The sequence below is a fragment of the Blastococcus sp. SYSU DS0510 genome (assembly GCF_054050835.1).
In genome coordinates this window covers 89,907-111,007 of sequence record NZ_JBJHAC010000002.1, presented here as the reverse complement: position 1 = coordinate 111,007, position 21,101 = coordinate 89,907, and the positions used below count along the sequence as shown (strand labels likewise).

Here is a 21,101-nt window from a genome sequence, read left to right as displayed (position 1 = left end):
GGGCTGGGGTACCGTGTCTCCCGTTGCCCGGCGAGGGAGACGGTCCACCCGTACTCCGTGATCGACGTGCGTGTGCCCCGTGGGGTGTGCTGCGCCCGGTCGCCGGACCGCAGACCGATCCACCACCCGAGGAGCACACCACCGTGGCTGACTTCCGTCTCGAGGCCGAGACCCGCACCGAGTTCGGCAAGGGCAGCGCCCGCCGCACCCGGCGCGCCGGCCGCGTCCCCGCCGTCCTCTACGGGCACGGCCAGGACGTCGTCCACCTCTCGCTGCCGGCGCGCGAGTTCGCCGCGGCGCTGCGCAACGGCGGCGGCAACGTCCTGCTGACCATCGTGCTGGATGGCAAGGAGCAGCTGGCGCTGACCAAGGCCGTGCAGCGCGACCCGCTGACCCGCGTGCACGAGCACGTCGACCTGCTGCTGGTCCGCCGCGGTGAGAAGACCACCGTCGACGTGCCGATCGTCGTCGTCGGCACCCCGGCGCCGGACGCCATCCCGAACCACCAGCTGAACACCGTCCAGATCGAGGCCGACGCCACGAGGCTGCCCGACAGCATCGAGGTCGACGTCACCGGCCGCGACGCCGGGCAGAACATCACCGCCGGTGACCTCGCGCTGCCGGCGGGCTCCACGCTGATCACCGACCCCGAGGCCCTCGTCATCGGCTTCCTCGGCGCGCCCACGGCCGAGGCCCTGGAGGCCGAGCTCGCCGAGGCCGAGGCCGAGGCCGGCATCGAGCGCGAGGAGTCCGACGAGGCGGCCGAGGGCGCCGGCGAGGGCGACGTCGTCCCCGAGCCCCTCGACCAGGGCAGCGGCGAGTCGATGGACGCCGCCGAGAACAGCAAGAACGACTGAGGCATCCGCTGACCGAGAGCACGGACCGCAGGGGCGCCGGCACTGCCGGCGCCCCTGCGGCGTCCCCGCCTCCCGAGGGCCCCTACCTGGTCGTCGGTCTGGGCAACCCCGGTCCGACCTACGCCGGCAACCGGCACAACGTCGGCGCGATGGTCCTCGAGGAGCTGGCCCGCCGGGCCGGCATCCGGCTCGCGGCGGGCAAGGGCGCGCGCGCCCGCGCGCTCTCCGGGGAGGGCCGGCTGGCGGGGCGGCGGGTCGTGCTCGCCGTGCCGTCGACCTACATGAACGAGTCGGGCGGACCGGTGCGGGGCCTGCTGGACTACCACAAGCTGCCGCCCGAGCAGCTGGTCGTGATCCACGACGAGCTGGACATCGACTTCGGCGTCGTGCGGCTCAAGCGCGGCGGTGGGGAGGGCGGCCACAACGGGCTCCGCTCGGTCACCCGCTCGACCGGGACCAGGGACTACCTGCGGGTGCGGGTCGGCATCGGCCGCCCGCCGGGCCGGCAGGACCCCGCCGACTACGTGCTCAAGGACTTCTCGGCGACCGAGCGCAAGGAGCTCGACCTGGTGCTGGTCGAGGCCGCCGACGCCACCGAGCTCCTCCTCACCTCCGGCCTGGAGGCCGCGCAGAACCAGGTGCACCCCCGCACCTGACGGCGCCCCCGCACGGCCCTATCGGGTAAAGCGTGACGGTGCGTGTTGACGCCTCGGTCGGGGCGCTGTGCGCTGCCGGAGCGGTCGACGACGCGGGCGTGCAGGGGGCGGGCGCGCGGCTGGTAGACACGCCTGAGGGTGCCACCTGAGTTGGGGCCCGTTACTCAGTGTCAACCTCATGGTGGGATGCGTGCGGTGGAGGATGCCACCCCCCTGACGGGTGAGCGAGGTTGGTCGCGGCGTACCCCGGTGCCAGCCTGCCCGCGTGCGACCCTCCGCCCGGCAGCTCTCGGCTGCCTTCTGCCTTCTGCTCGCTGTGCTACTCCTCGGTGTCTTCCTGGAGCTGCTGCCGGCCGTGCTGCCCGACGTCGTCGCCTCCCTCGTCGCTCGGAACAGCGAGGGGGTGCTCCTGGCGCTCCTCCTCGTGCTGTGGGTCCAGTACGCCCGGCCGCGACTCGCCCGGCACCGGCGGCAGTGGCCTCTGACCGCGCTCGCGGCCGTCGTCGGCGTGGCGATCGGCCTGGCTCTGCTCGCCAGCGACCTGCCGAGCCGGATGCGCACGCTCAACGAGGCCTTACTCGCCGCGGCCCTGCTGGTGCCCTACCTGCAGTTGCGGCGGCCGTTGCCGGCCCGGCTCGCGGGGTGGCTCTCGGCCGGAGCCTTAGTGCTCGTCGTGGCGTTCAACCACACGGGCGTCGTGACCGATCTGGCGGAGGCGCTCTGGGTGTTCATCCTGGCCCTGTTGGCCTTCGACGTCATCGATCACCGCATCCTCGACCCGGCCGGGCGAACCTCGGCCGTCCGGCGCGCCGCGTGGTACGGCGCCCTGGTGGTGACCCAGGTCCTCCTGACGGTCCTGCAGCAGGTCGGACTACCGGGCGTCACGGGCGAGGCGGTCTTGTCGGTCTGGTCGGACAAGGGGTCCTCGGCGCGGCAGTTCACGGCCCCGCAGGGCGTGACGGAGCGCAGCAACCTCGCCGGCGGGGGCCGGGGCGACGTGGCCACGCTGGTGGCCGACAGCGGCGCTCCCGTGCCGGCGGGTTCGGTGGGCGGGGTCACCGCGACCGTGCCCACGTCGAGCAGTCGCGCCACCATGCTGACGCTCCTGCTGCAGCCCGCGTCCGGCACGGCGAACCAGGCGCCGGCCGCGGTCATCTCCTCCTCGTGCGCCGAGCTCACCTGCTCGTTCGACGCCGCGGAGTCGACCGACCCGGACGGTGGACCGCTCTCCTACGCGTGGGACTTCGGGGACGGTGCCACCAGCACCGAGGCGGCGCCGGTGCACACCTACGCGGCGGCCGGTGAGTACACGGTGGCCCTGACGGTCACCGACGCCCAGGGTGCAGCCGATGGCGAGACGGCGACGGTCACGGTGACGGCTGCTCCGGTGGGCACCGGCATCGGCCTGCGCGGCTCGGCCGGTGTGGCGGCACGGCCGGTGACGGCGGCGTCGGTGGACGTCCCGGACTCCGTGCGCGCCGGCGACGGCCTGGTGCTGGTCCTCTCCACCAACTCCGCGGCGACCGGGACCGCGCCGGAGGGCTGGACGCCGGCCGGTGGCCAGGCCGCCGGCACCGCCATGACCACGCAGGTCTTCACCCGCGTGGCCACGGCGAGCGACGCCGGCTCCACCGTCGAGGTCTCGGTCGGCACCTGGTCGGCGCTCACGCTGCAGCTGATGGCGTACTCGGGCACCGCCGCCTCGGGGCCGGTGGCCTCGGTCACGGGTGCGGCCGACGGGGCGGGCCTCACGGCGCACACCACGCCGGTGGCCGAGGCGGCGGCGGGCAGCTGGGTGCTGTCGATCTGGTCGGACAAGGGGCCGGAGGGGCGGCAGTTCACGCCACCGGCGGAGCTCAGCGAGCGCAGCAACATCGCCGGTGCCGGCAACGGCGACGTCGCCACGCTGGTGGCCGACAGCGGCGCTCCGGTGGGCGGTGGGCCGGTCGGGGGGCTGACGGCCACCGTGTCGGCGCCCAGCAGCCGCGCGGTGATGCTGACGGTGGTGCTGGCGGCGGACGAGGTGGCTCCGCCCGCCGAGCCGGTCGACCCGGCCGACCCCGGCGATCCGGCCGAGCCGGTCGGGTCCGCGCCGGAGGCGGTGCTCACCTCCACGTGTGCCGGCTTGACGTGCGAGTTCGACGGGTCGGCGTCGTCGGACGCGGACGGGCCGGTGACCTCGTGGGCGTGGGACCTGGGTGACGGGACCACGGCGACCGGCCCGGTGGTGGAGCACGCGTACGCCGCGGCCGGGGACTACCTGGTGTCCTTGACGGTGACCGACGCCTCCGGGGGCATCGGTACGGCGGAGGCGACCGTGACGGTGGCCCCCGCCCCGGTCGGCGCCGGCATCGGCTTGCGTGGTTCGGCCGGTGTCGCGGCACGTCCGGTGACGGAGGTCGCGGTGGAGGTGCCTGCGGCGGTGCGGCCCGGCGACGGGCTGGTCCTGGTGCTGTCGACGAACTCGGCGGTGACGGGGACCCCTCCGGCCGGCTGGGCCCTGAGCGGTCAGCAGGCCGACGCCACCGCGATGACCACCCAGGTCTTCTCCCGGGTGGCGGCGGCAGGTGATGCCGGGTCCGTGGTGACGGTGGACCTGGGGGGAACGTCGTCGGCGGTCACGCTCCAGCTGCTGGCCTACTCGGGGACGGCCGCCACGGGCCCGGTGGCGTCGGTGACGGGCGCCGCCGGCGGGTGGTCGCCGGGGACGGCCCACACGACGCCGGTGGCCGAGGCGGCGGCGGGTAGCTGGGTGCTGTCGATCTGGTCGGACAAGGGGCCGGAGGGGCGGCAGTTCACGCCACCGGCGGAGCTGAGCGAGCGCAGCAACATCGCCGGTGCCGGCAACGGTGACGTCGCCACGCTGGTGGCCGACAGCGGCGCTCCGGTGGGCGGTGGGCCGGTCGGCGGCCTGACCGCCACCGTGTCGGCACCCAGCAGCCGGGCGGTGATGCTGACCGTGGTGCTCGCCCCCGTGGTCTGACGGGGCGGCGCGGCGCTCGGGCGGCCGGCCGGTGGGAATCGATCCCGCCGGCCGGCCGTTCGGCGTCTCCAGGGGTCACCGGCCGCGGGCCGGGACACATCCCTCGGCGGATTAGCCTGGTCGGTGGCGGACCGCTGTGCTGCACGCGGCCGACCTCCGTGATCGAAGGACCCCCGGGAGAACAGACGTGACCTTGCGCGGCGTGCTCGACGTCGTCCTCGCCGACCCGGGCGTGGCCCGCGTCGTGGCCGCGGCCGGGAACGCCGAGCTGGCGGTCACCGCACCGCCGCCCGTGCAGCCGCTGGTGGCCGCCGCGCTCGCCGCGCGTGGCGGCGCGGGGGTGCCCGTCCTCCTGGTGACGGCGGGGGAGCGCGACGCCGACGCGGCGGCCGACCTGCTCCGCTGCTTCCTGCCCGACCGCCGGGTCGAGACCTTCCCCGCCTGGGAGACGCTGCCGCACGAGCGGCTCAGCCCGCGGGCGGACACCGTCGGCCGGCGCCTCGCGATCCTGCGCGACCTCACCCACCCCGGTCAGAACGGCACGATCGACGTGCTGGTCGCCCCGGTGCGGAGCGTGCTGCAGCCGCTGGCGCCGAGGCTCGGCGACCTGGTGCCCGTCGAGCTGAAGCCCGGTGACTCCGCCGGGCTGGACGACATCGCCCAGGCGCTCTCCGACGCCGCCTACACCCGCGTCGAGCTGGTCGAGAAGCGCGGCGAGTTCGCCGTCCGCGGCGGGCTGCTCGACGTCTTCCCGCCGACCGAGCCGCACCCGGTGCGCGTGGAGTTCTGGGGTGACGAGGTCGACGAGCTGCGCTACTTCTCCGCCGCCGACCAGCGCTCGCTGGACGAGCGGCCGGACCGGCTGTGGGCGCCGCCGTGCCGCGAGCTGCTGCTCACCGGGGAGGTGCGGGCCCGCGCCGCTGCACTCGCCGTCGAGCACCCCGGCCTGATCGAGGTCCTGGGCAAGCTGGCCGAGGGCATCGCCGTCGAGGGCATGGAGTCGCTGACCCCGGCCCTCATCGGCGACGCCGCCATGCAGCTGCTCACCGACCTGGTGCCCGCGGGCACCCACGTCCTGGTCTGCGACCCCGAGCGGGTGCGCAGCCGAGCCGCCGACCTGGTGCGCACCGCGGACGAGTTCCTCGCCGCCTCGTGGGCGACCGCCGCGGAGGCGGGGGAGGCCCCGCTCGACCTCGGGGCGTCGTCGTTCCGCGACCTCGCCGACGTGGAGACCGCCGCCCGCACCCGCGGGCTGCCGTGGTGGACCACCGGGGTCTTCGCGCTCGGGGGTGGCGTGGGGGACGAGGACACGGCCGACGAGCGGCAGGTGACCCTCGACGCGACGCCCGTCGAGCGGTTCCACGGCGACCAGGGCGCCGCCGTCGAGCGCATGCGCGGCTGGCACCGCGACGGGTGGCGGGTGGTCGTCACCTTCGCCGGCCCCGGCCCCGCCGAGCGCGCGGCCGACCAGCTCACCGAGGCCGAGCTCGGCGTCCGGCTCGTGCCCGACCTCGCCGCCGCTCCCGACGCCGGGCTCACCCACGTCACCCAGGGCAACCTCGAGGCGGGGTTCGCCTTCCCGGGCGTCGGGCTGGCGCTGGTCACCGAGCACGACCTGACCGGCCAGCGCGGCACGACGATGCGCGACGCGGTGAAGATGCCCGCCCGCCGGCGCAACGCCGTCGACCTGGTGCAGCTGCAGCCCGGCGACCTGGTGGTGCACGAGCAGCACGGCGTCGGCCGCTACATCGAGATGATCAGCCGAACCGTCAACGGCGGGCAGCGGGACTACCTGATCGTCGAGTACGCGCCGTCGCGGCGGAACCAGCCGCCGGACCGGCTGTTCGTGCCCACCGACGCCCTCGACCAGCTCACCCGGTACGTCGGCGGGGAGGCCCCGGCGCTGTCCAAGCTCGGCGGCGCCGACTGGCAGAAGACGAAGAGCTCGGCCCGCAAGGCGGTCAAGCAGATCGCCGGTGAGCTCATCCGCCTGTACTCGGCGCGCATGGCCACCCAGGGCCACGCCTTCGGCCCCGACACCGTCTGGCAGCGCGAGCTGGAGGATGCCTTCCCGTTCCAGGAGACGCCCGACCAGCTGGCCGCGATCGACGAGGTCAAGGCCGACATGCAGCAGACCGTGCCGATGGACCGGATCATCTGCGGCGACGTCGGCTACGGGAAGACCGAGATCGCCATCCGGGCCGCGTTCAAGGCGGTCCAGGACGGCAAGCAGGTCGCCGTCCTGGTGCCGACGACGCTGCTGGCCAACCAGCACTTCAAGACCTTCTCCGAGCGGGTCGCGCAGTTCCCGGTGACGGTGAAGGTGCTCTCCCGGTTCCAGTCCGACCGCGAGACCACCGAGATCCTCCGGCAGCTCGCCGCCGGCGAGATCGACATCCTGGTGGGCACCCACCGGCTGCTGCAGCCGACCACGCGGTGGAAGGACCTCGGCCTGGTCGTCGTCGACGAGGAGCAGCGCTTCGGCGTCGAGCACAAGGAGTACCTGAAGACGATGCGGACGGCGGTCGACGTCCTGTCGATGTCGGCAACCCCGATCCCGCGCACCCTGGAGATGAGCCTCACCGGCATCCGCGAGATGTCGACGATCCTCACCCCGCCCGAGGAGCGGCACCCGGTGCTGACCTACGTGGGTGCGTGGAGCGACAAGCAGATGGCCGCGGCGATCCGCCGCGAGCTGCTGCGCGACGGCCAGGTGTTCGTCATCCACAACCGGGTGCAGTCGATCGACAAGGCCGCGGCGAAGATCCGCCACCTGGTGCCCGAGGCCCGCATCGCCGTCGGGCACGGCCAGATGAAGGAGCACGAGCTCGAGCGGATCATGGTCGGCTTCTGGGAGAAGGAGTACGACGTCCTGGTGGCGACGACGATCGTCGAGTCGGGCCTGGACATCCCGAACGCCAACACGCTGATCGTCGACCGCGCCGACACCTTCGGGCTCTCCCAGCTGCACCAGATCCGCGGCCGGGTCGGGCGTGGGCGGGAGCGGGCCTACGCGTACTTCACGTACGACCCCACCCGCACGCTCACCGAGACCTCGGTGGACCGGCTCACCACCATCGCGAACAACACCGACCTCGGCGCCGGCATGGCGGTGGCGATGAAGGACCTGGAGATCCGCGGCTCGGGCAACCTGCTCGGCGGCGAGCAGTCCGGGCACATCGCCGGCGTCGGCTTCGACCTGTACGTGCGGCTGGTCGGGGAGGCGGTGGCCGACTACCGGGCGCAGGTGACCGGCGAGGAGGCGCCCGCCGAGCCGGTGGAGGTGCGGGTGGACCTGCCGGTGGACGCACACCTGCCGCACGACTACGTGCCGGGCGAGCGGCTGCGCATGGAGGCCTACCGCAAGGTCGCCGCCATCCAGGACGAGGATCAGGCGCAGGCCGTGCTCGACGAGCTCACCGACCGGTACGGCGCCCCGCCGGCACCCGTCCTGAACCTGCTCGCGGTCGCCCGGTTCCGGGTCGCGATGCGGGCGCTGGGCATCACCGAGGTCTCGCTGCAGGGCCGCACCGTCCGGGTGGGCCCGGTCGACCTGCCGGAGTCCAAGCAGATGCGGCTGGCCCGGCTGGCCGACGGCGCCTCGTACAAGGCGGCCGTGCGGATGATCTCGCTCAAGGTGCCGGTCGGCCCCGACCGCCGGACCCCGCTGCGGGACGTCGCCCTGCTGGAGAACCTGCACTCGGTCCTGCGGGCCGTGCTCGAACAGCCTGTCGCCGCGTAGCCGGGCCGGGGCGGCCTGCGGTCCAGGTCACATGCGGTGTGGCACTCTCGCCGCGTGATGCAGCACCGCACCGCTCGTGCCGGCACCGCCGCGCTCCTGGCCGTCCTCGCCCTGGCCGGGTGCCGGTCGGCGCCGGACGTCGCGGCCTACGTGGGCGACGAGCAGATCACCGTCGACGAGCTGCAGGCCCAGGTCGACGACCGCCTCGAGGACCCCGAGATCGCCGCCGCCGTCGCGGGGCGGGAGGACGACTTCACCGTCCAGGTGCTCGGCCTGCTCCTCGAGGGCGAGGTGCACGACGCCGCGGCGCAGCGGTTCGACGCGCAGATCACCGACGCCGAGCTGACCCGCCGGATCGAGGAGCTTTTCGGCGACCCCGAGGCCGTCTACGCCCGGCTCGCCCCGCAGGGCATCTCCCCGGCCGACGTCCGCGAGAGCGTGCGCCAGCAGCTGGTGCGCCAGGAGATCGCCATCGGCGAGGGTGCGGCGGAACCCGTGGACGAGGCCGCGCTGCGCGCCCGCTACGAGGAGGTCCGGGAGCAGGTGGGCCAGGTCGAGTACGGCATCATCACCGTGCCCGACCAGGCGACGGCCGACGCGGTCAGCGCCGAGCTGGCGGCCGACCCGGCGAGCTACCCCGCGGTGGCCGCCAGGTTCCCCGGCCAGTTCACGCTGCCGGAGCTCACCCGCTCGGCGCCGGGCGAGCTGCCCGGCCCGCTCGCCGAGCCGCTCGCCGGGGCGGCACCGGGGACGGCGGTCGCGGTGCCGGTGCCCCAGGCCGGCGGGGTCGTCGTCGCCTTCCGCGCCGGCACGGTCTACCCGTCGTTCGAGGAGCTCCGGCCGCAGCTGGTCCAGGCGGCCGGCGAGGAGGTGGAGGCGGCGGCCGCACCGCTCCTCGAGGAGGTGCGGGCCGACCTCGACATCACGGTCAACCCCCGCTACGCGGTCTACGAGGACGGGCGGCTGCTGCCGGGCGGCACGGGGGTCGTCGAGATCCTCGAGGACGGGACGACCCCCGTCGAGTAGCCCCGGCGTCCGGCTCCCGGAGACTGGGCGGGTGCCCGTCGCCCTCGTCGTCACCGTCGACCCCCGTCTCCCCGCGCTGCTGGGCGCGGACGGCTGGACGGCGGTGACCGGCCCCCGGCCCGTCGTCGCGCTGCCCGGCGCCGCCGCGGAGGCCGCGATGCTGCGGGCCGCCGGCGTCGCGGTCGAGGAGCTGCCCGGTGCCGACGCCGCCACCGCCCGCGAGGACGACGTCGTCTGCCTGGCGTCGCCGGACGAGGCGGCCGCGCTCCCCGGGGTCCCCGCGGTGGCCGGGGCGCCGGCGCCGCCCGGCGCGCGGCTGCTGGACGTCGTCGCCGTCATGGACCGGCTGCGCTCGCCCGGCGGGTGTCCGTGGGACGCCGAGCAGACCCACGCCTCGTTGCGCGGCTACCTGCTGGAGGAGGCGCACGAGGCCTACGACGCGATCGTCGACGACGACTACCCGGCCATGCGGGAGGAGCTCGGCGACGTGCTGCTCCAGGTCGTCTTCCACGCCCGGGTGGCGCAGGAGGACGACGGGCGCGGCTTCGACGTCGACGACGTCGCCGGCGACCTGGTCGACAAGCTGGTGCGCCGGCACCCGCACGTGTTCGGGGACGCCGGGCCGCGCGATGTCGCGCAGGTCGAGGCCGGCTGGGAGGAGATCAAGAAGGCGGAGAAGCAGCGCCGCTCGCCCACCGAGGGCGTCTCCCGCTCGCAGCCCGCCGCCTCGTGGGGCGCGGCCCTCGTGCGCCGGGCCGGGCGGGTGGGTCTGCCCACGCCGGAGCCGGCCGAGCTGCCGGACACGAGCCCGGAGGCGCTCGGCGAGCGGCTGCTGGGCGTCGTCGCCGCCGCCGAGGCCCGGGGGTGGGACGTGGAGGACGCCCTGCGGGAGGCGGTGCGCCGGTACGCCGGGGAGCTGGACGCCGCCGCCGCGGACCGACCCGATGCGGGGACGCCGGACTGACGGAGGGTCCCCGGCTGGCTAGCGTGGTGCACCTGCGCCGTTGCCTCGAGAGGAGCCGGTCCGCTGCCCGCCACGCTGTCCGCCCCCGCGACCGACCCCGTCGGCCCCGACGAGGCCGTCGAGGGCGTGTCCGGCCTGCTGCCGTCGGAGACCTGGCAGGTCCTGCTGGTCCTCGCCGGCGCCGCGCTGGTGGCCTGGCTGCTCGGCGTCCTCATCGGCGTGGTGGTCCGGCGCGTGGGCCGCGGCTCGCCGGTGACCGCCGACCTCTCCCGCCGGGGCCGCACCCCGCTGCGTGCGCTGCTGGTGCTCGGCGCGGTGACCGTCGTGCTGGAGGCGGCGAACGAGCTGGGCGACTGGTCGGAGGTCGTCGTCCACGTGCTGGTGCTCGCGGTGATCGCGACCATCGGCTGGCTGGTCGCGGTCGCCGTCTTCGTCGCGGCCGACGCCTGGCTGGCCCGGTACGACGTCGACGTCGCGGACAACCGGCACGCCCGGCGGGTGCGTACGCAGATCTCGCTGCTGCGCCGGCTGGCCGCCGTCCTCGTCGCCGTGCTCACCGTCGCGGCGATGCTGCTGACCTTCCCCGGCGCCCGCGCCGCCGGGGCCAGCATCCTGGCCAGCGCGGGCGTCATCTCCATCGTCGCCGGCCTGGCCGCCCAGACCTCGCTGGCCAACGTCTTCGCCGGCCTGCAGCTGGCCTTCACCGACGCGATCCGGGTCGACGACGTCGTCGTCGTGGAGGACGAGTGGGGGCGGATCGAGGAGATCACCCTGACCTACGTCGTCGTGCACATCTGGGACGACCGGCGCCTGGTGCTGCCCTCGACGTACTTCACCACCACGCCGTTCGAGAACTGGACCCGCAAGGAGTCCGCCGTCCTCGGCGCCGTCGAGCTCGACGTGGACTGGACGACGCCGTTCGACCGGATGCGCGAGGAGCTCGACCGGCTGGTCGCCGACGACGAGAACTGGGACCAGCGGGTCAAGGTCCTGCAGGTGACCGACGCCGTCGGCTCGCTGGTGCGGGTGCGGGTGCTGGTCAGCGCACAGGACGCGGGGACGCTGTTCGACCTGCGCTGCGCCGTCCGCGAGGGGCTCGTCGGCTGGCTGCAGCGGGAGGCGCCGCACGCCCTGCCGCGGGTCCGCAACGAGGGCGCCGCCGGGTACGAGGCGCCGGAGCGGCGCGGACCGCGGCCGGCGCCCGACCCCCGCACCGCACCGCGGCCGGCGAGGCCGGCGGACCGGGGGCCGACCACCAACGAGGGGCTGTTCACCGGCAGCCTGGAGGCCCGGAAGCGCTCGCAAGCGTTCAGCGGGCCGAGCGAGGAGGACCAGGCCGAGCGCGCCCGCCACGACCGGGCGGCCGCCGACGGCGGCACCGCGGAGCAGCGGCCGGTACCGCCGGCGCGCTGATCCGGGGGCAACGACCTGTGCCGGGCGGCCCGACTGATCGCTGCTCGGTTCTCCATCCCTCGCTCCGGCTTACCCAGGACGGCGATCTCCAACGGAAGTCGGGAGCACCATCCCCAACCGGGGTCGAGATGGCCCTTACCGGGTCGGGGCGGTAACCGGCATACCGAGCGCGGAGGAGAGCTGGGCCTGGCTGATGTAGCCCTCGCTGACCGCCAGGTCGCCGAGTCGCGTCCACTCCTGGTCCATGGTCGCCTGCAGGTCCAGCAGGTCGCGCAGTTGCGCGTTGCTCAGCAGACCTCGGGCGACGAGGGCCTCGCCGATCCGCCGGTGCGGGAGAACCGGGCGCATTCGCGCGAACCGGGCGGCTTCGGCCGCGCGGGTGATGTACACGTGCGCCAGTGGGAGGGAGCAGAGAAGCGCGGTGATGCTCGCCCAGACGTAGAGCGCAGGGTAGTCGTGGTCGAGCAGGGCACCGCCGACCATCGCGCCAACCGCCACGGCCAGCCAGGCCAGATGCGGCCGGAAGGTTCGCCAGGTGTCACCGGTTGCGGCGCTGCCCTTGGGGGTGACCACGTAGCTCAGGGGACGGCCGGTCAGTTGCGCGGCCGCTGCCGCTACGAAGACGGGGGCGGTGATGAGGTCCAGCAGCATACCTGATAGCCCCCAGGACCTCCGTTCGTGTTCCACCAGGTTGAAGCGGCGCATGCAGAAGGCGAAAAACAGCCCGACCAGGAGGTTGGCGCCGAACAGGAGCGACCACTCCAGGACCGGCAGGTGGGTCACCGTCACGCCGCCCACCAGGTACAGGATCGAGAGGCTGACACCGCCGACCCAGGCGATCGCCGTCGTCGGGTAGTGGGTCTGAAGCGCGAAAAAGGACAACCGCTGCTGTCGGGTGCGCATGAGCGGGAAGATGCGCGGGGAGTGCTGGCGGGCAATCTCCCATATGCCGTACGCCCAGCGCTTCTGCTGGCTAAAGAAGTCCGAGTAGGTGGCCGGTCCCTCTCCGACGGCCACGATGTCTGGGGTGTAGACGCCCTTCCAATTCCCGCCGGTTGCCTCGTTGACCGCGCTGTAGACCACCATCGAGGTCAGATGGTCCTCGATGATGCAGTCCTGGTAGCCGCCGATCTGAGCGAACGCGGCCGGCCGGTACAGGTGATTAGTCCCGATCAGCAGCGGTGCGTCGTGGCCGTTCCCACCCCGCTGGATGATGCCGTGGAATAGGTAGGCCAGCTCGGCCGATCCCCGAGCGACGAAGGACTCCTGCAGGTTGCCGTAGACCTGAGGTGCGACGACGAAGGCGACATCGGGGTCCGAGAAGTACCCCAGGGTGCGCTCCAAGAAGTTTGGGAACGGGACGTGATCCGGGTCCATCTGGGCCACGACGTCGTACCTGTGCTCGTGCTGGCTGCGCCATGCGTTGTGATTGCCGTGCTTGGTCCTCGCGCGGAACGGCCCGCTCGGCTGGTTCCACTCGGGTCGGCCCTTGCGACTGAAGTGGAGCACGCCCAGCTCCCTGCACCGGCGTCGGACCTCCGGGTCGTCGCCCTCGTCCAGCAGCCAGACGTCGAGATGGCCCTCGTGGCGGATCCGGGTCATGGCCCGCAGGGTGGCCATCACGAGCTCCACCGGCTCCTTGCCCGGAACGATGGTCGTGAGGACGGCGACGCGCGTTCCCGGTCGCGGGCGCATGGGGATCGGGTCGCGCGCCCGCCCCGCGTGGTACGTGATCGTCCAGGTGCGCAGCCCGGCGATCAGTTGCAGCACGACCATCGTTGCCAGCCCAGCCACGGTCACGGTGTCGGCCACGAGCCCCGCCCCAAGACGCGGAAGATTTTCCGGCACCAGGAGGTAGCAGACCAGCGCGGCGGCGAGGACGACGTGGAACCAGCCCAGCGCCAGCACGCTCCGGCGCTGCCGCGAGGTCAGCGCGTCGCGATAGCGCACGCGGTCCTCGTCGTCGTGCAACCCGCCGGTCACCTCTGTCGCGGTCCGGCCGTACAGCCGTCCGCTCTGGCGACGCTCAGGGGTTCCGGGCGGCGGCTGGTGAATTTGCTCGTTCACGAGATGGATGTCGACCGGCCGGGACCGCCCCGCGAGCGATGTGCCGACGGCCCTACCCGGAGGGGTGGGGTCGGCGCCGCCAACTCCGGCGGCGCGACCGGATCCCCAGGAGTTCGAGGCGTGGCCACCCGGCTGCCGCGGTCTGCCGTCTCGCGGTCCAACTGCACTTCAGTCGGCGGAGGTTGTGGACGATAGATGCAGAGTGCCCATCCCCCCCCCGACGTGCCGACGTGCCCACACACGTCCCATCGGATGGCGCTGGCGGCCGGTGGTCGCCGCCACGGCGGTGCTGACCGCGGTGGCTGGCTACGTCGCATGGGCATCGCCCAGGGCAGAACCGGCGGGACCGTCCGAGGCCCCGCGTGCAGCAGAATCGACGGCGGCGCCGTGCTGCGTCGAACTCCCGATCGCCACTGTTCCCGACCTCGAGGTGCCACCGCCGATGCCCGATGAGCCCGTGCAACGCCCGGTGCTGGGAATCTCCGCCGGGTCGGTCGCGGACCTCGATCGGTTCGCCGCCTCCACCGGCACGTGGCCGGAGGTGTTCGACGTCTTCGAACAGTGGTCTCGCGACCGCCCAATGGATCGGGCGCTGGCCGAGGCTGTCTTGGCCCGGGGGGCGCGCCTGTCCATCACCTGGGAACCGTGGAACCCCGACGCCCCCCGTGCCGATCAGCAGGCCTACAGCCTCGAATCGATCGCCAACGGCGAGCACGACCGGTACATCGACATGTTCGGGGACTCCATCCGGGACCTCCCGACCACCGTCACCATCCGTCTGATGCACGAGATGAACGGCAACTGGTATCCGTGGGGGGTCGGTGCGAACGGCAACGAGGTGGGCCAGTTCGTCCTCGCGTGGAGGCACGTCCACGATCGGTTCGCCGCGCTCGGCGTCGCCAACGTCGAGTGGCTTTGGGCGCCGAATGCGCTCTACACCGGGTCCGCACCCCTGGCCCCGCTCTACCCGGGGGACTCCTACGTCGACGCGGTGGGGATCAGCAACTACAACTGGGGGGAGCACAGCCACGACGGCTTCGGTACGAGCTGGCGGACGTTCGGTTCCCTGTTCGACGCCAGCATCGCCGCGCTGCGGTCCCTCACCGACCGGCCGTTGTGGATCACCGAGGTCGGCAGCTCGGACCGGGGCGGCAGCAAGGCGGACTGGTTAGCCGCGATGATGGGCGAAGTGGTTCGCCGGCCTGAGGTGGTCGGCGTGGTCTGGTTCGACCACGTGGATCAGGGGACCGGCGTCGACTGGCGCATTGAGCCCGATCCCGCCGCAGCCGCCGCCTGGCGTGCCGGGTTCCTGGCCCGACCGACCACCGGGTAGCGGTCCGGAAGTCCAGCCGGGCGGACGTCGCCAACCGCATAATTCTGCGCGGGTCAGCACGGCCCGGCTCCCGCCTGGCTAGGCTGCTCCCCGTGCCGAGCATCGATGCCGTAGGCGCGCGGGAGATCCTCGACTCGCGCGGAAACCCCACCGTGGAGGTCGAGGTCGCCCTCGACGACGGGACGATCGCCCGGGCCGCCGTGCCCAGCGGCGCCTCCACGGGCGCCTTCGAGGCGGTCGAGCTGCGGGACGGGGGTGACCGCTACGGCGGGAAGGGCGTCACCAAGGCCGTCGACGGCGTCCTCGACGTCATCGGCCCCGAGCTCGTCGGCTACGAGGCCACCGAGCAGCGGCTGGTCGACCAGCGCCTGCTCGACCTCGACGGCACGCCGGACAAGTCGCGCCTGGGCGCCAACGCGATCCTCGGCGTGAGCCTCGCCGTCGCGCGGGCCGCCGCCGACTCCACCGGCCTGTCGCTGTTCCGCTACGTCGGCGGGCCCTCGGCGCACCTGCTGCCGGTGCCGATGATGAACATCCTCAACGGCGGCGCGCACGCCGACAGCAACGTCGACGTGCAGGAGTTCATGATCGCCCCCATCGGGGCGGCCACCTTCGCCGAGGCGCTGGCGATGGGCACCGAGACCTACCACGCGCTCAAGGCGGTGCTGAAGGGCCGCGGCCTCTCCACCGGGCTGGGCGACGAGGGCGGCTTCGCGCCCGACCTGCCGAGCAACCGCGACGCCCTGGATCTCATCGCCGAGGCCGTCGACAAGGCCGGCTACACCGTCGGCACCGACATCGCCTTCGCGCTCGACGTCGCCGCGACCGAGTTCCACACCGAGGGCGGCTACGACTTCGAGGGCCAGACCCGCTCGGCCGAGTACCTGGTCGACTACTACCGCGGCCTGGTCGACGCCTACCCCATCGTCTCCATCGAGGACCCGCTCGACGAGGAGGACTGGGACGGCTGGATCGCGATGACCGCCGCCCTCGGGGACCGCGTGCAGATCGTCGGCGACGACCTCTTCGTCACCAACCCGACGCGGCTGGCCGACGGCATCGCCCGCGGCGCGGCCAACGCCCTGCTCGTCAAGGTGAACCAGATCGGCACGCTGACCGAGACGCTCGACGCGGTCAACCTGGCCCACCGCAACGGCTACCGCTGCATGATGAGCCACCGCTCGGGCGAGACCGAGGACACCACGATCGCCGACCTCGCCGTCGCCACCGACTGCGGGCAGATCAAGACCGGTGCCCCGGCCCGCAGCGAGCGCGTGGCCAAGTACAACCAGCTGCTCCGCATCGAGGAGGAGCTCGACGACGCCGCCCGCTATGCCGGTGCGTCGGCCTTCCCGCGGCTGAACGGCTGAGCGGAGGGCGATGAGCAGCGTCCGCGGCCGGCGGGGCGGGAGCGAGGGGCGGCGCGCGACGGGCCGGGTGCCCCGCGTGCACCACTCGCGGCCGGTCCGCACCGGGCTGCGGCCGGGGGCGTCCAGCCGTCCCGCGCAGCGGCGGCCCAACCGCCGTCCGGAGCGACGGCCGGCCGCCGCGGCCCGGCGGCGCCCGCTGTTCACCGGCCGTGCGGTGGTGCTCGTCGGGCTGGTGCTGCTGCTGGCCCTCACCCTCGCCGGGCCGATCCGGCAGTACCTGGCCGGACAGGCCGAGCTCACCCGGCTGGCCGCGGAGGGCCGGCAGCTCGACGAGCGGGTCACCGCCCTGCAGGGGCAGCTCGAGCTGCAGGCCGACCCCGTCTACGCCCAGCGGCAGGCGCGCGAGCGGCTGTCCTACGTGCTGCCGGGTGACCGGCTGGTGCTGGTCGTCGACGGCGAGGCCGTGGAGGGCGACGCCGGCACGCTGGCGGCGGCCGCCGCGGAGCCGGGGGAGCTGTCCTGGTACGAGGGGCTGATGCGCTCGCTGGCCGACGCCGACGGCGGCGACGGCCCGCAGCACGACGACGGGACGGCGGAGTGAGATGAACGACCCCGCTACCCAGCGCTCGCACGCTCCGCCCGGGCCCCTGCGGCGCGGCCGTTCCAGCCCGGTCACCGAGGAGGACCGGGAGGTCGTCGCCCGGCAGCTCGGCCGCCCGCCCCGGGCGCTGGTCGGCGTCGCGCACCGGTGCCCCTGCGGCCAGCCGGACGTCGTCGAGACCTCGCCGCGGCTGGAGGACGGCACCCCGTTCCCGACGCTGTACTACCTCACCTGCCCGCGCGCCTCGGCCGCCGCGAGCCGGCTGGAGTCCACCGGGCGCATGCGGGAGTGGCAGGACGAGCTCGCCACCGACCCCCAGCTCGCCGCCCGGTACCGCGCCGCGCACGAGGCCTACCTCGCCACGCGCGACGCCGAGGACGTGCTGCCCACGCGCGCGACCGCCGGCGGCATGCCCGACCGCGTGAAGTGCCTGCACGCGCTGGCCGGCCACGCGCTGGCCGCCGGGCCGGGCGTCAACCCGATCGGGGACCGCGCGGTCGCCGAGATGGGGGAGTGGTGGGCCAAGGGGCCGTGCGCCCGGCCCGAGGACGACGCGTGACGCGGGTGGCCGCCATCGACTGCGGCACCAACTCCATCCGCCTGCTCGTCGCCGACGTCCCGGTGCAGGGCGGCCACGCCGACCTGCTGCGGCGGATGGAGGTGGTGCGGCTCGGCCAGGGGGTCGACGCCACCGGCCGGCTCGCCCCGGAGGCGATCGAGCGCACCCGCGTGGTGCTGGCCGAGTACGCCGCGCAGGCCCGGGACCTGGGCGCCACCGACGTCCGGATGGTCGCCACCAGCGCCACCCGGGACGCCGCCAACCGCGCCGACTTCGAGGGCATGGTGCGGGCCACCCTCGGCCGGACGCCCGACGTCGTGACCGGCCGCGAGGAGGCGGAGCTGTCCTTCCTCGGGGCGACCGGGTCGATCGCGGCGGCGGCCGCCGCCCACGGGCTGGACCCGGCGCCCGCCCCCTGGCTCGTCGTCGACATCGGCGGCGGCTCCACCGAGTTCGTGCTCGGCGACGACGACGGCGTGCTCGCCGCCCGGTCGGTCGACATCGGCTGCGTGCGGCTCACCGAGCGGCACCTGCACGACGACCCGCCCACCGCCGAGCAGGTCGCGCGGACCGAGCGCGACATCCGCGCCGCGCTGGCCTCCGTCACCGCCGAGGTGCCGGTGGAGAAGGCGGCGAGCCTGGTCGGGCTGGCCGGGTCGGTCACCACCGTGGCCGCGCTCGCGATGGGGCTGCCCGCCTACGACTCGACGGCGATCCACGGGTCGCGCATCCCGGTGGCCGACGTCCGGCGGGTCTCGGCGGACCTGCTGGCCGCGACGCGGGCGCGTCGTGCCACCGAGCCGGTCATGCACCCGGGCCGGGTCGACGTCATCGGCGCCGGGGCGCTCATCCTGCGCGTGCTCATGGACGAGTTCGGGCTGGCCGAGGTCACCGTCAGCGAGCACGACATCCTCGACGGCATCGCCCTGCGCCTCGCCCGCTGAAGGACCCCGGTGCCCCCCACGACTCGCACGCCCGCCGCGGGCGCCTGCACCGGGGCCGTTCCATGACCTCACGCGACGCCGGCGGGTTCCCCGTCACGCGGACGCCGGCGGGCGTGGTGCGCAGCGCGCGGGCCGCCCGCGAGCTGCCCGTCCTCGACGACCGCATCTCCGGTTGCTACGCCTGCCCGCGGCTGGTGGCGTGGCGGGAGGAGGTGGCCCGGGTCAAGCGCGCCTCCTTCCGCGACGAGGAGTACTGGGGCCGGCCGGTGCCGGGGCTGGGTCCGGCCGACGCGCGGATCGCCGTCGTCGGGCTCGCCCCGGCCGCCCACGGGGGCAACCGCACCGGCCGGGTCTTCACCGGCGACCGGAGCGGCGACTGGATCTTCGCCGCGCTCTGGCGCGCCGGGCTGGCGAACCAACCGACGTCGACGCACATCGGCGACGGGCTCGAGCTCACCGACGTGCGGGTGGCCGCCGCGGTGCGCTGCGCCCCACCGGCGAATGCGCCCACGCCCGAGGAGCGGGACACCTGCTCGCCGTGGCTGGCCCGCGAGCTGGAGCTCCTGCCCCGGCTGCGGGTGGTCGTGGTGCTGGGCGGCTTCGGCTGGACCGCGCTGTGGCCGGTGCTCGCCGCCGCGGGGTACGTGCTGCCCCGCCCGAGGCCGGCGTTCGGGCACGGCGTCGAGGTCGCGCTGACCGGCGCCCGCGGCCCGCTGACCCTGCTGGGCAGCTACCACGTCAGCCAGCAGAACACCTTCACCGGCAAGCTGACCGAGCCGATGCTGGACGCCGTCCTCACCCGGGCGACCGAGCTCGCCGGGAGCTGATCAGGGCACCTCGCCGGTCGCCGGCGTTGCCGGCACCAGCACCGCGGGCGGGTCATCAGGCGATCCGGGCCGGGATCGGCGGCGTGCGGCGCGGGAGCGGCGTCGGCAACGGGAACTCCGGTCCAGGGGGTGGCGCGGACACCGTACGGGCACCCGACCGGAGCGGACCCGGCCCGCTACCGTGCCTTCCGCGCCCCCGTAGCCCAACTGGCAGAGGCAGGCCCCTTAAAAGGGTCCCAGTGTCGGTTCGAACCCGACCGGGGGCACGAGGCCGGCTTACGCGGCCCGGGCCGCGTACAGCGGGGCCGGGTGCGGCAGGTGAGCGGCCGGTGCCTCAGGCCGCGGCGAGAGTCGCCCCGATCTGCACGAGGATGCCGAGGGCGACGGCGAACACCAGGTAGGCGAACCAGCGGCGCAGCCGGACGGTGTCGAGGCGGCTGCCGAGCCGGCCGGCGGTCAGTGCGGTGACGACGGCCGCGGCGGTGAACGCGACGGTGACCGGCACGTCGAGGGGCGCCTCTCCGGCGTGCGCAGCGAAACCGGCGGCGGAGTTGGCCGCGATGACGACCAGCGACGTGCCGATCGCGGTGGTCATCGGCAGGCCGAGCACGATGACCAGCACGGGGATGATCAGGAATCCGCCGCCGACGCCGAGCAGGCCGGTGAGGAACCCGACGACCAGCCCGCCGGCCAGGGTGCGCGGCAGGCAGCGGCGCCAGTTGACCCGGCCGCCGTCGACGGCGCAGGCCGCGCCGGTTGCCGGCTTCTCGGCCAGCATCCGCACGCCGGCGCCGATCATGAGGGCGGCGAACAGGCCGAGGACGACGTCGGCGGGCAGCAGCCGGTTGACCGCGGCGCCGGCGAAGGCGGTGGCCGCGCCGGCCGTGCCGAACAGCAGGGCGATCCGCCAGGCGATCTGGCCGGCGCGTAGGCGGGGCAGTAGTGCGACCAGCGAGGTGATGCCGACGACCAGCAGGGACGTGGCGACTGCCTGGGGGAGGTCCTGGCCGGCGGCGTAGACGAGGGCGGGGACGGCCAGGATGGAGCCGCCGCCGCCGAGCAGACCGACGAGTGCGCCGACGACCAGCCCGGCGACGACGGCGACGATCACGGACGCAGCGCTTCCCGCGCGTCGTCGAGGGTGACCGGGCGACCGGCGCGGTTGTACGGCAGCTTCGCCAGCGCCGCACCCATGGCGCAGGTGTCGGTGAGCGCGGCGGCGGTCAGGCCTGCGCCGACGCCGCCGGCGAGGAACCGTGCCTTCGGTAAGCGGAGGCTGGCCAGGATGCTGATCGCGACCAGGCCGCCGGCCACCAGGCGTACCTGGCGTTCCAGTCCCCAGCGGGGGCGGCCGTGCCGGACCGGCTGCCCGGCGGCGGTGTGCGCGGCGATGCCGCCGTCGAGGACGGCCAGCTGATGTGCGCCGGCCGCTGTCAGCGCGGCGTGCGCGGTGCGGGCGCGGCCGCCGGCGTGGCAGACGAGCACGACAGACCCGTCCAGGTCGTCGGCCAGCTGGTCGGCGTGGGCCTGCACCAGCGGCAGGGGGATGTTGATCGAGCCGGGGATGTGCGCGGTCTCGTACTCGGCCGGGGTGCGGACGTCGACCAGGGTGGGCACGGTGTCGGCGGCGAGCCGATCGGTCAGCTCGGCCGGGGTGATCAGGTCGGTCGTGCCGGAGTTCACGGGGTGCGGTGTCCTCTGGATCGGGGGCTGAGGTGGTGCAGGCAGGGTGCAGCCGTCGGCCACCGGGGACGGGGTC

General features: G+C 74.4%; 16 protein-coding genes and 1 tRNA gene. 14 read left to right on the top strand and 3 right to left on the bottom strand.

The window, feature by feature from the left end; all coding sequences use genetic code 11:
* Positions 1-143: 143 nt before the first annotated feature.
* From ACI79P_RS02100 to ACI79P_RS02070, 7 genes are all read left to right on the top strand, one after another.
* Positions 144-857, top strand: coding sequence for a 50S ribosomal protein L25/general stress protein Ctc (locus ACI79P_RS02100; protein WP_456579387.1), 714 nt, complete (start codon positions 144-146; stop codon positions 855-857).
* Between the two features lie 86 nt (positions 858-943).
* Positions 944-1,513, top strand: coding sequence for an aminoacyl-tRNA hydrolase (pth, locus tag ACI79P_RS02095; protein WP_456579565.1), 570 nt, complete (start codon positions 944-946; stop codon positions 1,511-1,513).
* A 265-nt stretch (positions 1,514-1,778) separates the two neighbouring features.
* Positions 1,779-4,496, top strand: coding sequence for a PKD domain-containing protein (locus tag ACI79P_RS02090; protein WP_456579386.1), 2,718 nt, complete (start codon positions 1,779-1,781; stop codon positions 4,494-4,496).
* 187 nt (positions 4,497-4,683) lie between these two features.
* Complete coding sequence (gene mfd / locus ACI79P_RS02085) at positions 4,684-8,238, top strand: transcription-repair coupling factor (protein WP_456579385.1); 3,555 nt, start codon at positions 4,684-4,686, stop codon at positions 8,236-8,238.
* 57 nt (positions 8,239-8,295) lie between these two features.
* Entirely contained in the window at positions 8,296-9,264 is a 969-nt protein-coding gene (locus ACI79P_RS02080) for a peptidylprolyl isomerase (protein ID WP_456579564.1), read from the top strand.
* A 31-nt stretch (positions 9,265-9,295) separates the two neighbouring features.
* Positions 9,296-10,228: a MazG family protein gene (locus ACI79P_RS02075; protein WP_456579384.1), complete on the top strand. Its 933-nt coding sequence runs from the start codon at positions 9,296-9,298 to the stop codon at positions 10,226-10,228.
* Between the two features lie 126 nt (positions 10,229-10,354).
* Positions 10,355-11,641 carry a mechanosensitive ion channel family protein gene (locus tag ACI79P_RS02070; RefSeq protein ID WP_456579383.1) on the top strand — a complete coding sequence of 429 codons (1,287 nt, stop codon included), beginning with the start codon at positions 10,355-10,357 and terminating at the stop codon, positions 11,639-11,641.
* Between the two features lie 135 nt (positions 11,642-11,776).
* On the opposite strand, the gene ACI79P_RS02065 is transcribed toward ACI79P_RS02070, so the two are convergent.
* On the bottom strand, positions 11,777-13,708 hold the full coding sequence (locus ACI79P_RS02065; RefSeq protein ID WP_456579382.1) for a glycosyltransferase family 2 protein: 1,932 nt from the start codon (positions 13,706-13,708) through the stop codon (positions 11,777-11,779).
* A gap of 268 nt (positions 13,709-13,976) precedes the next feature.
* Here ACI79P_RS02065 and ACI79P_RS02060 point away from each other — a divergent pair, with 268 nt between their 5' ends.
* The 7 genes from ACI79P_RS02060 to ACI79P_RS02030 all read left to right on the top strand — a co-directional run bounded on the left by ACI79P_RS02060 (position 13,977) and on the right by ACI79P_RS02030 (position 19,608).
* Entirely contained in the window at positions 13,977-15,041 is a 1,065-nt protein-coding gene (locus ACI79P_RS02060) for a glycoside hydrolase family 26 protein (RefSeq protein ID WP_456579381.1), read from the top strand.
* Positions 15,042-15,133: 92 nt separating this feature from the next.
* Complete coding sequence (eno, locus tag ACI79P_RS02055; RefSeq protein ID WP_456579380.1) at positions 15,134-16,411, top strand: phosphopyruvate hydratase; 1,278 nt, start codon at positions 15,134-15,136, stop codon at positions 16,409-16,411.
* A gap of 10 nt (positions 16,412-16,421) precedes the next feature.
* Entirely contained in the window at positions 16,422-17,012 is a 591-nt protein-coding gene (locus ACI79P_RS02050) for a septum formation initiator family protein (protein ID WP_456579379.1), read from the top strand.
* A 1-nt stretch (position 17,013) separates the two neighbouring features.
* Complete coding sequence (locus ACI79P_RS02045) at positions 17,014-17,571, top strand: DUF501 domain-containing protein (RefSeq protein WP_456579378.1); 558 nt, start codon at positions 17,014-17,016, stop codon at positions 17,569-17,571.
* The gene (locus ACI79P_RS02040; RefSeq protein WP_456579377.1) at positions 17,568-18,515 is read left to right on the top strand and encodes a Ppx/GppA phosphatase family protein; all 948 of its coding nucleotides are present in this window, start codon (positions 17,568-17,570) and stop codon (positions 18,513-18,515) included. Before ACI79P_RS02045 ends, ACI79P_RS02040 begins: the two co-directional genes overlap by 4 nt.
* Positions 18,516-18,577: 62 nt before the next feature.
* Positions 18,578-19,342, top strand: coding sequence for a uracil-DNA glycosylase (locus ACI79P_RS02035; RefSeq protein ID WP_456579376.1), 765 nt, complete (start codon positions 18,578-18,580; stop codon positions 19,340-19,342).
* Between the two features lie 192 nt (positions 19,343-19,534).
* A tRNA-Leu gene (locus ACI79P_RS02030) sits at positions 19,535-19,608 on the top strand.
* 68 nt (positions 19,609-19,676) lie between these two features.
* Here the strand turns inward: ACI79P_RS02030 and ACI79P_RS02025 are convergent.
* A complete protein-coding gene (locus tag ACI79P_RS02025; protein WP_456579375.1) occupies positions 19,677-20,453 on the bottom strand; it encodes a sulfite exporter TauE/SafE family protein in 777 nt (258 codons plus the stop codon).
* A complete protein-coding gene (locus tag ACI79P_RS02020; RefSeq protein WP_456579374.1) occupies positions 20,450-21,025 on the bottom strand; it encodes a rhodanese-like domain-containing protein in 576 nt (191 codons plus the stop codon). Before ACI79P_RS02020 ends, ACI79P_RS02025 begins: the two co-directional genes overlap by 4 nt.
* Positions 21,026-21,101: the final 76 nt, after the last annotated feature.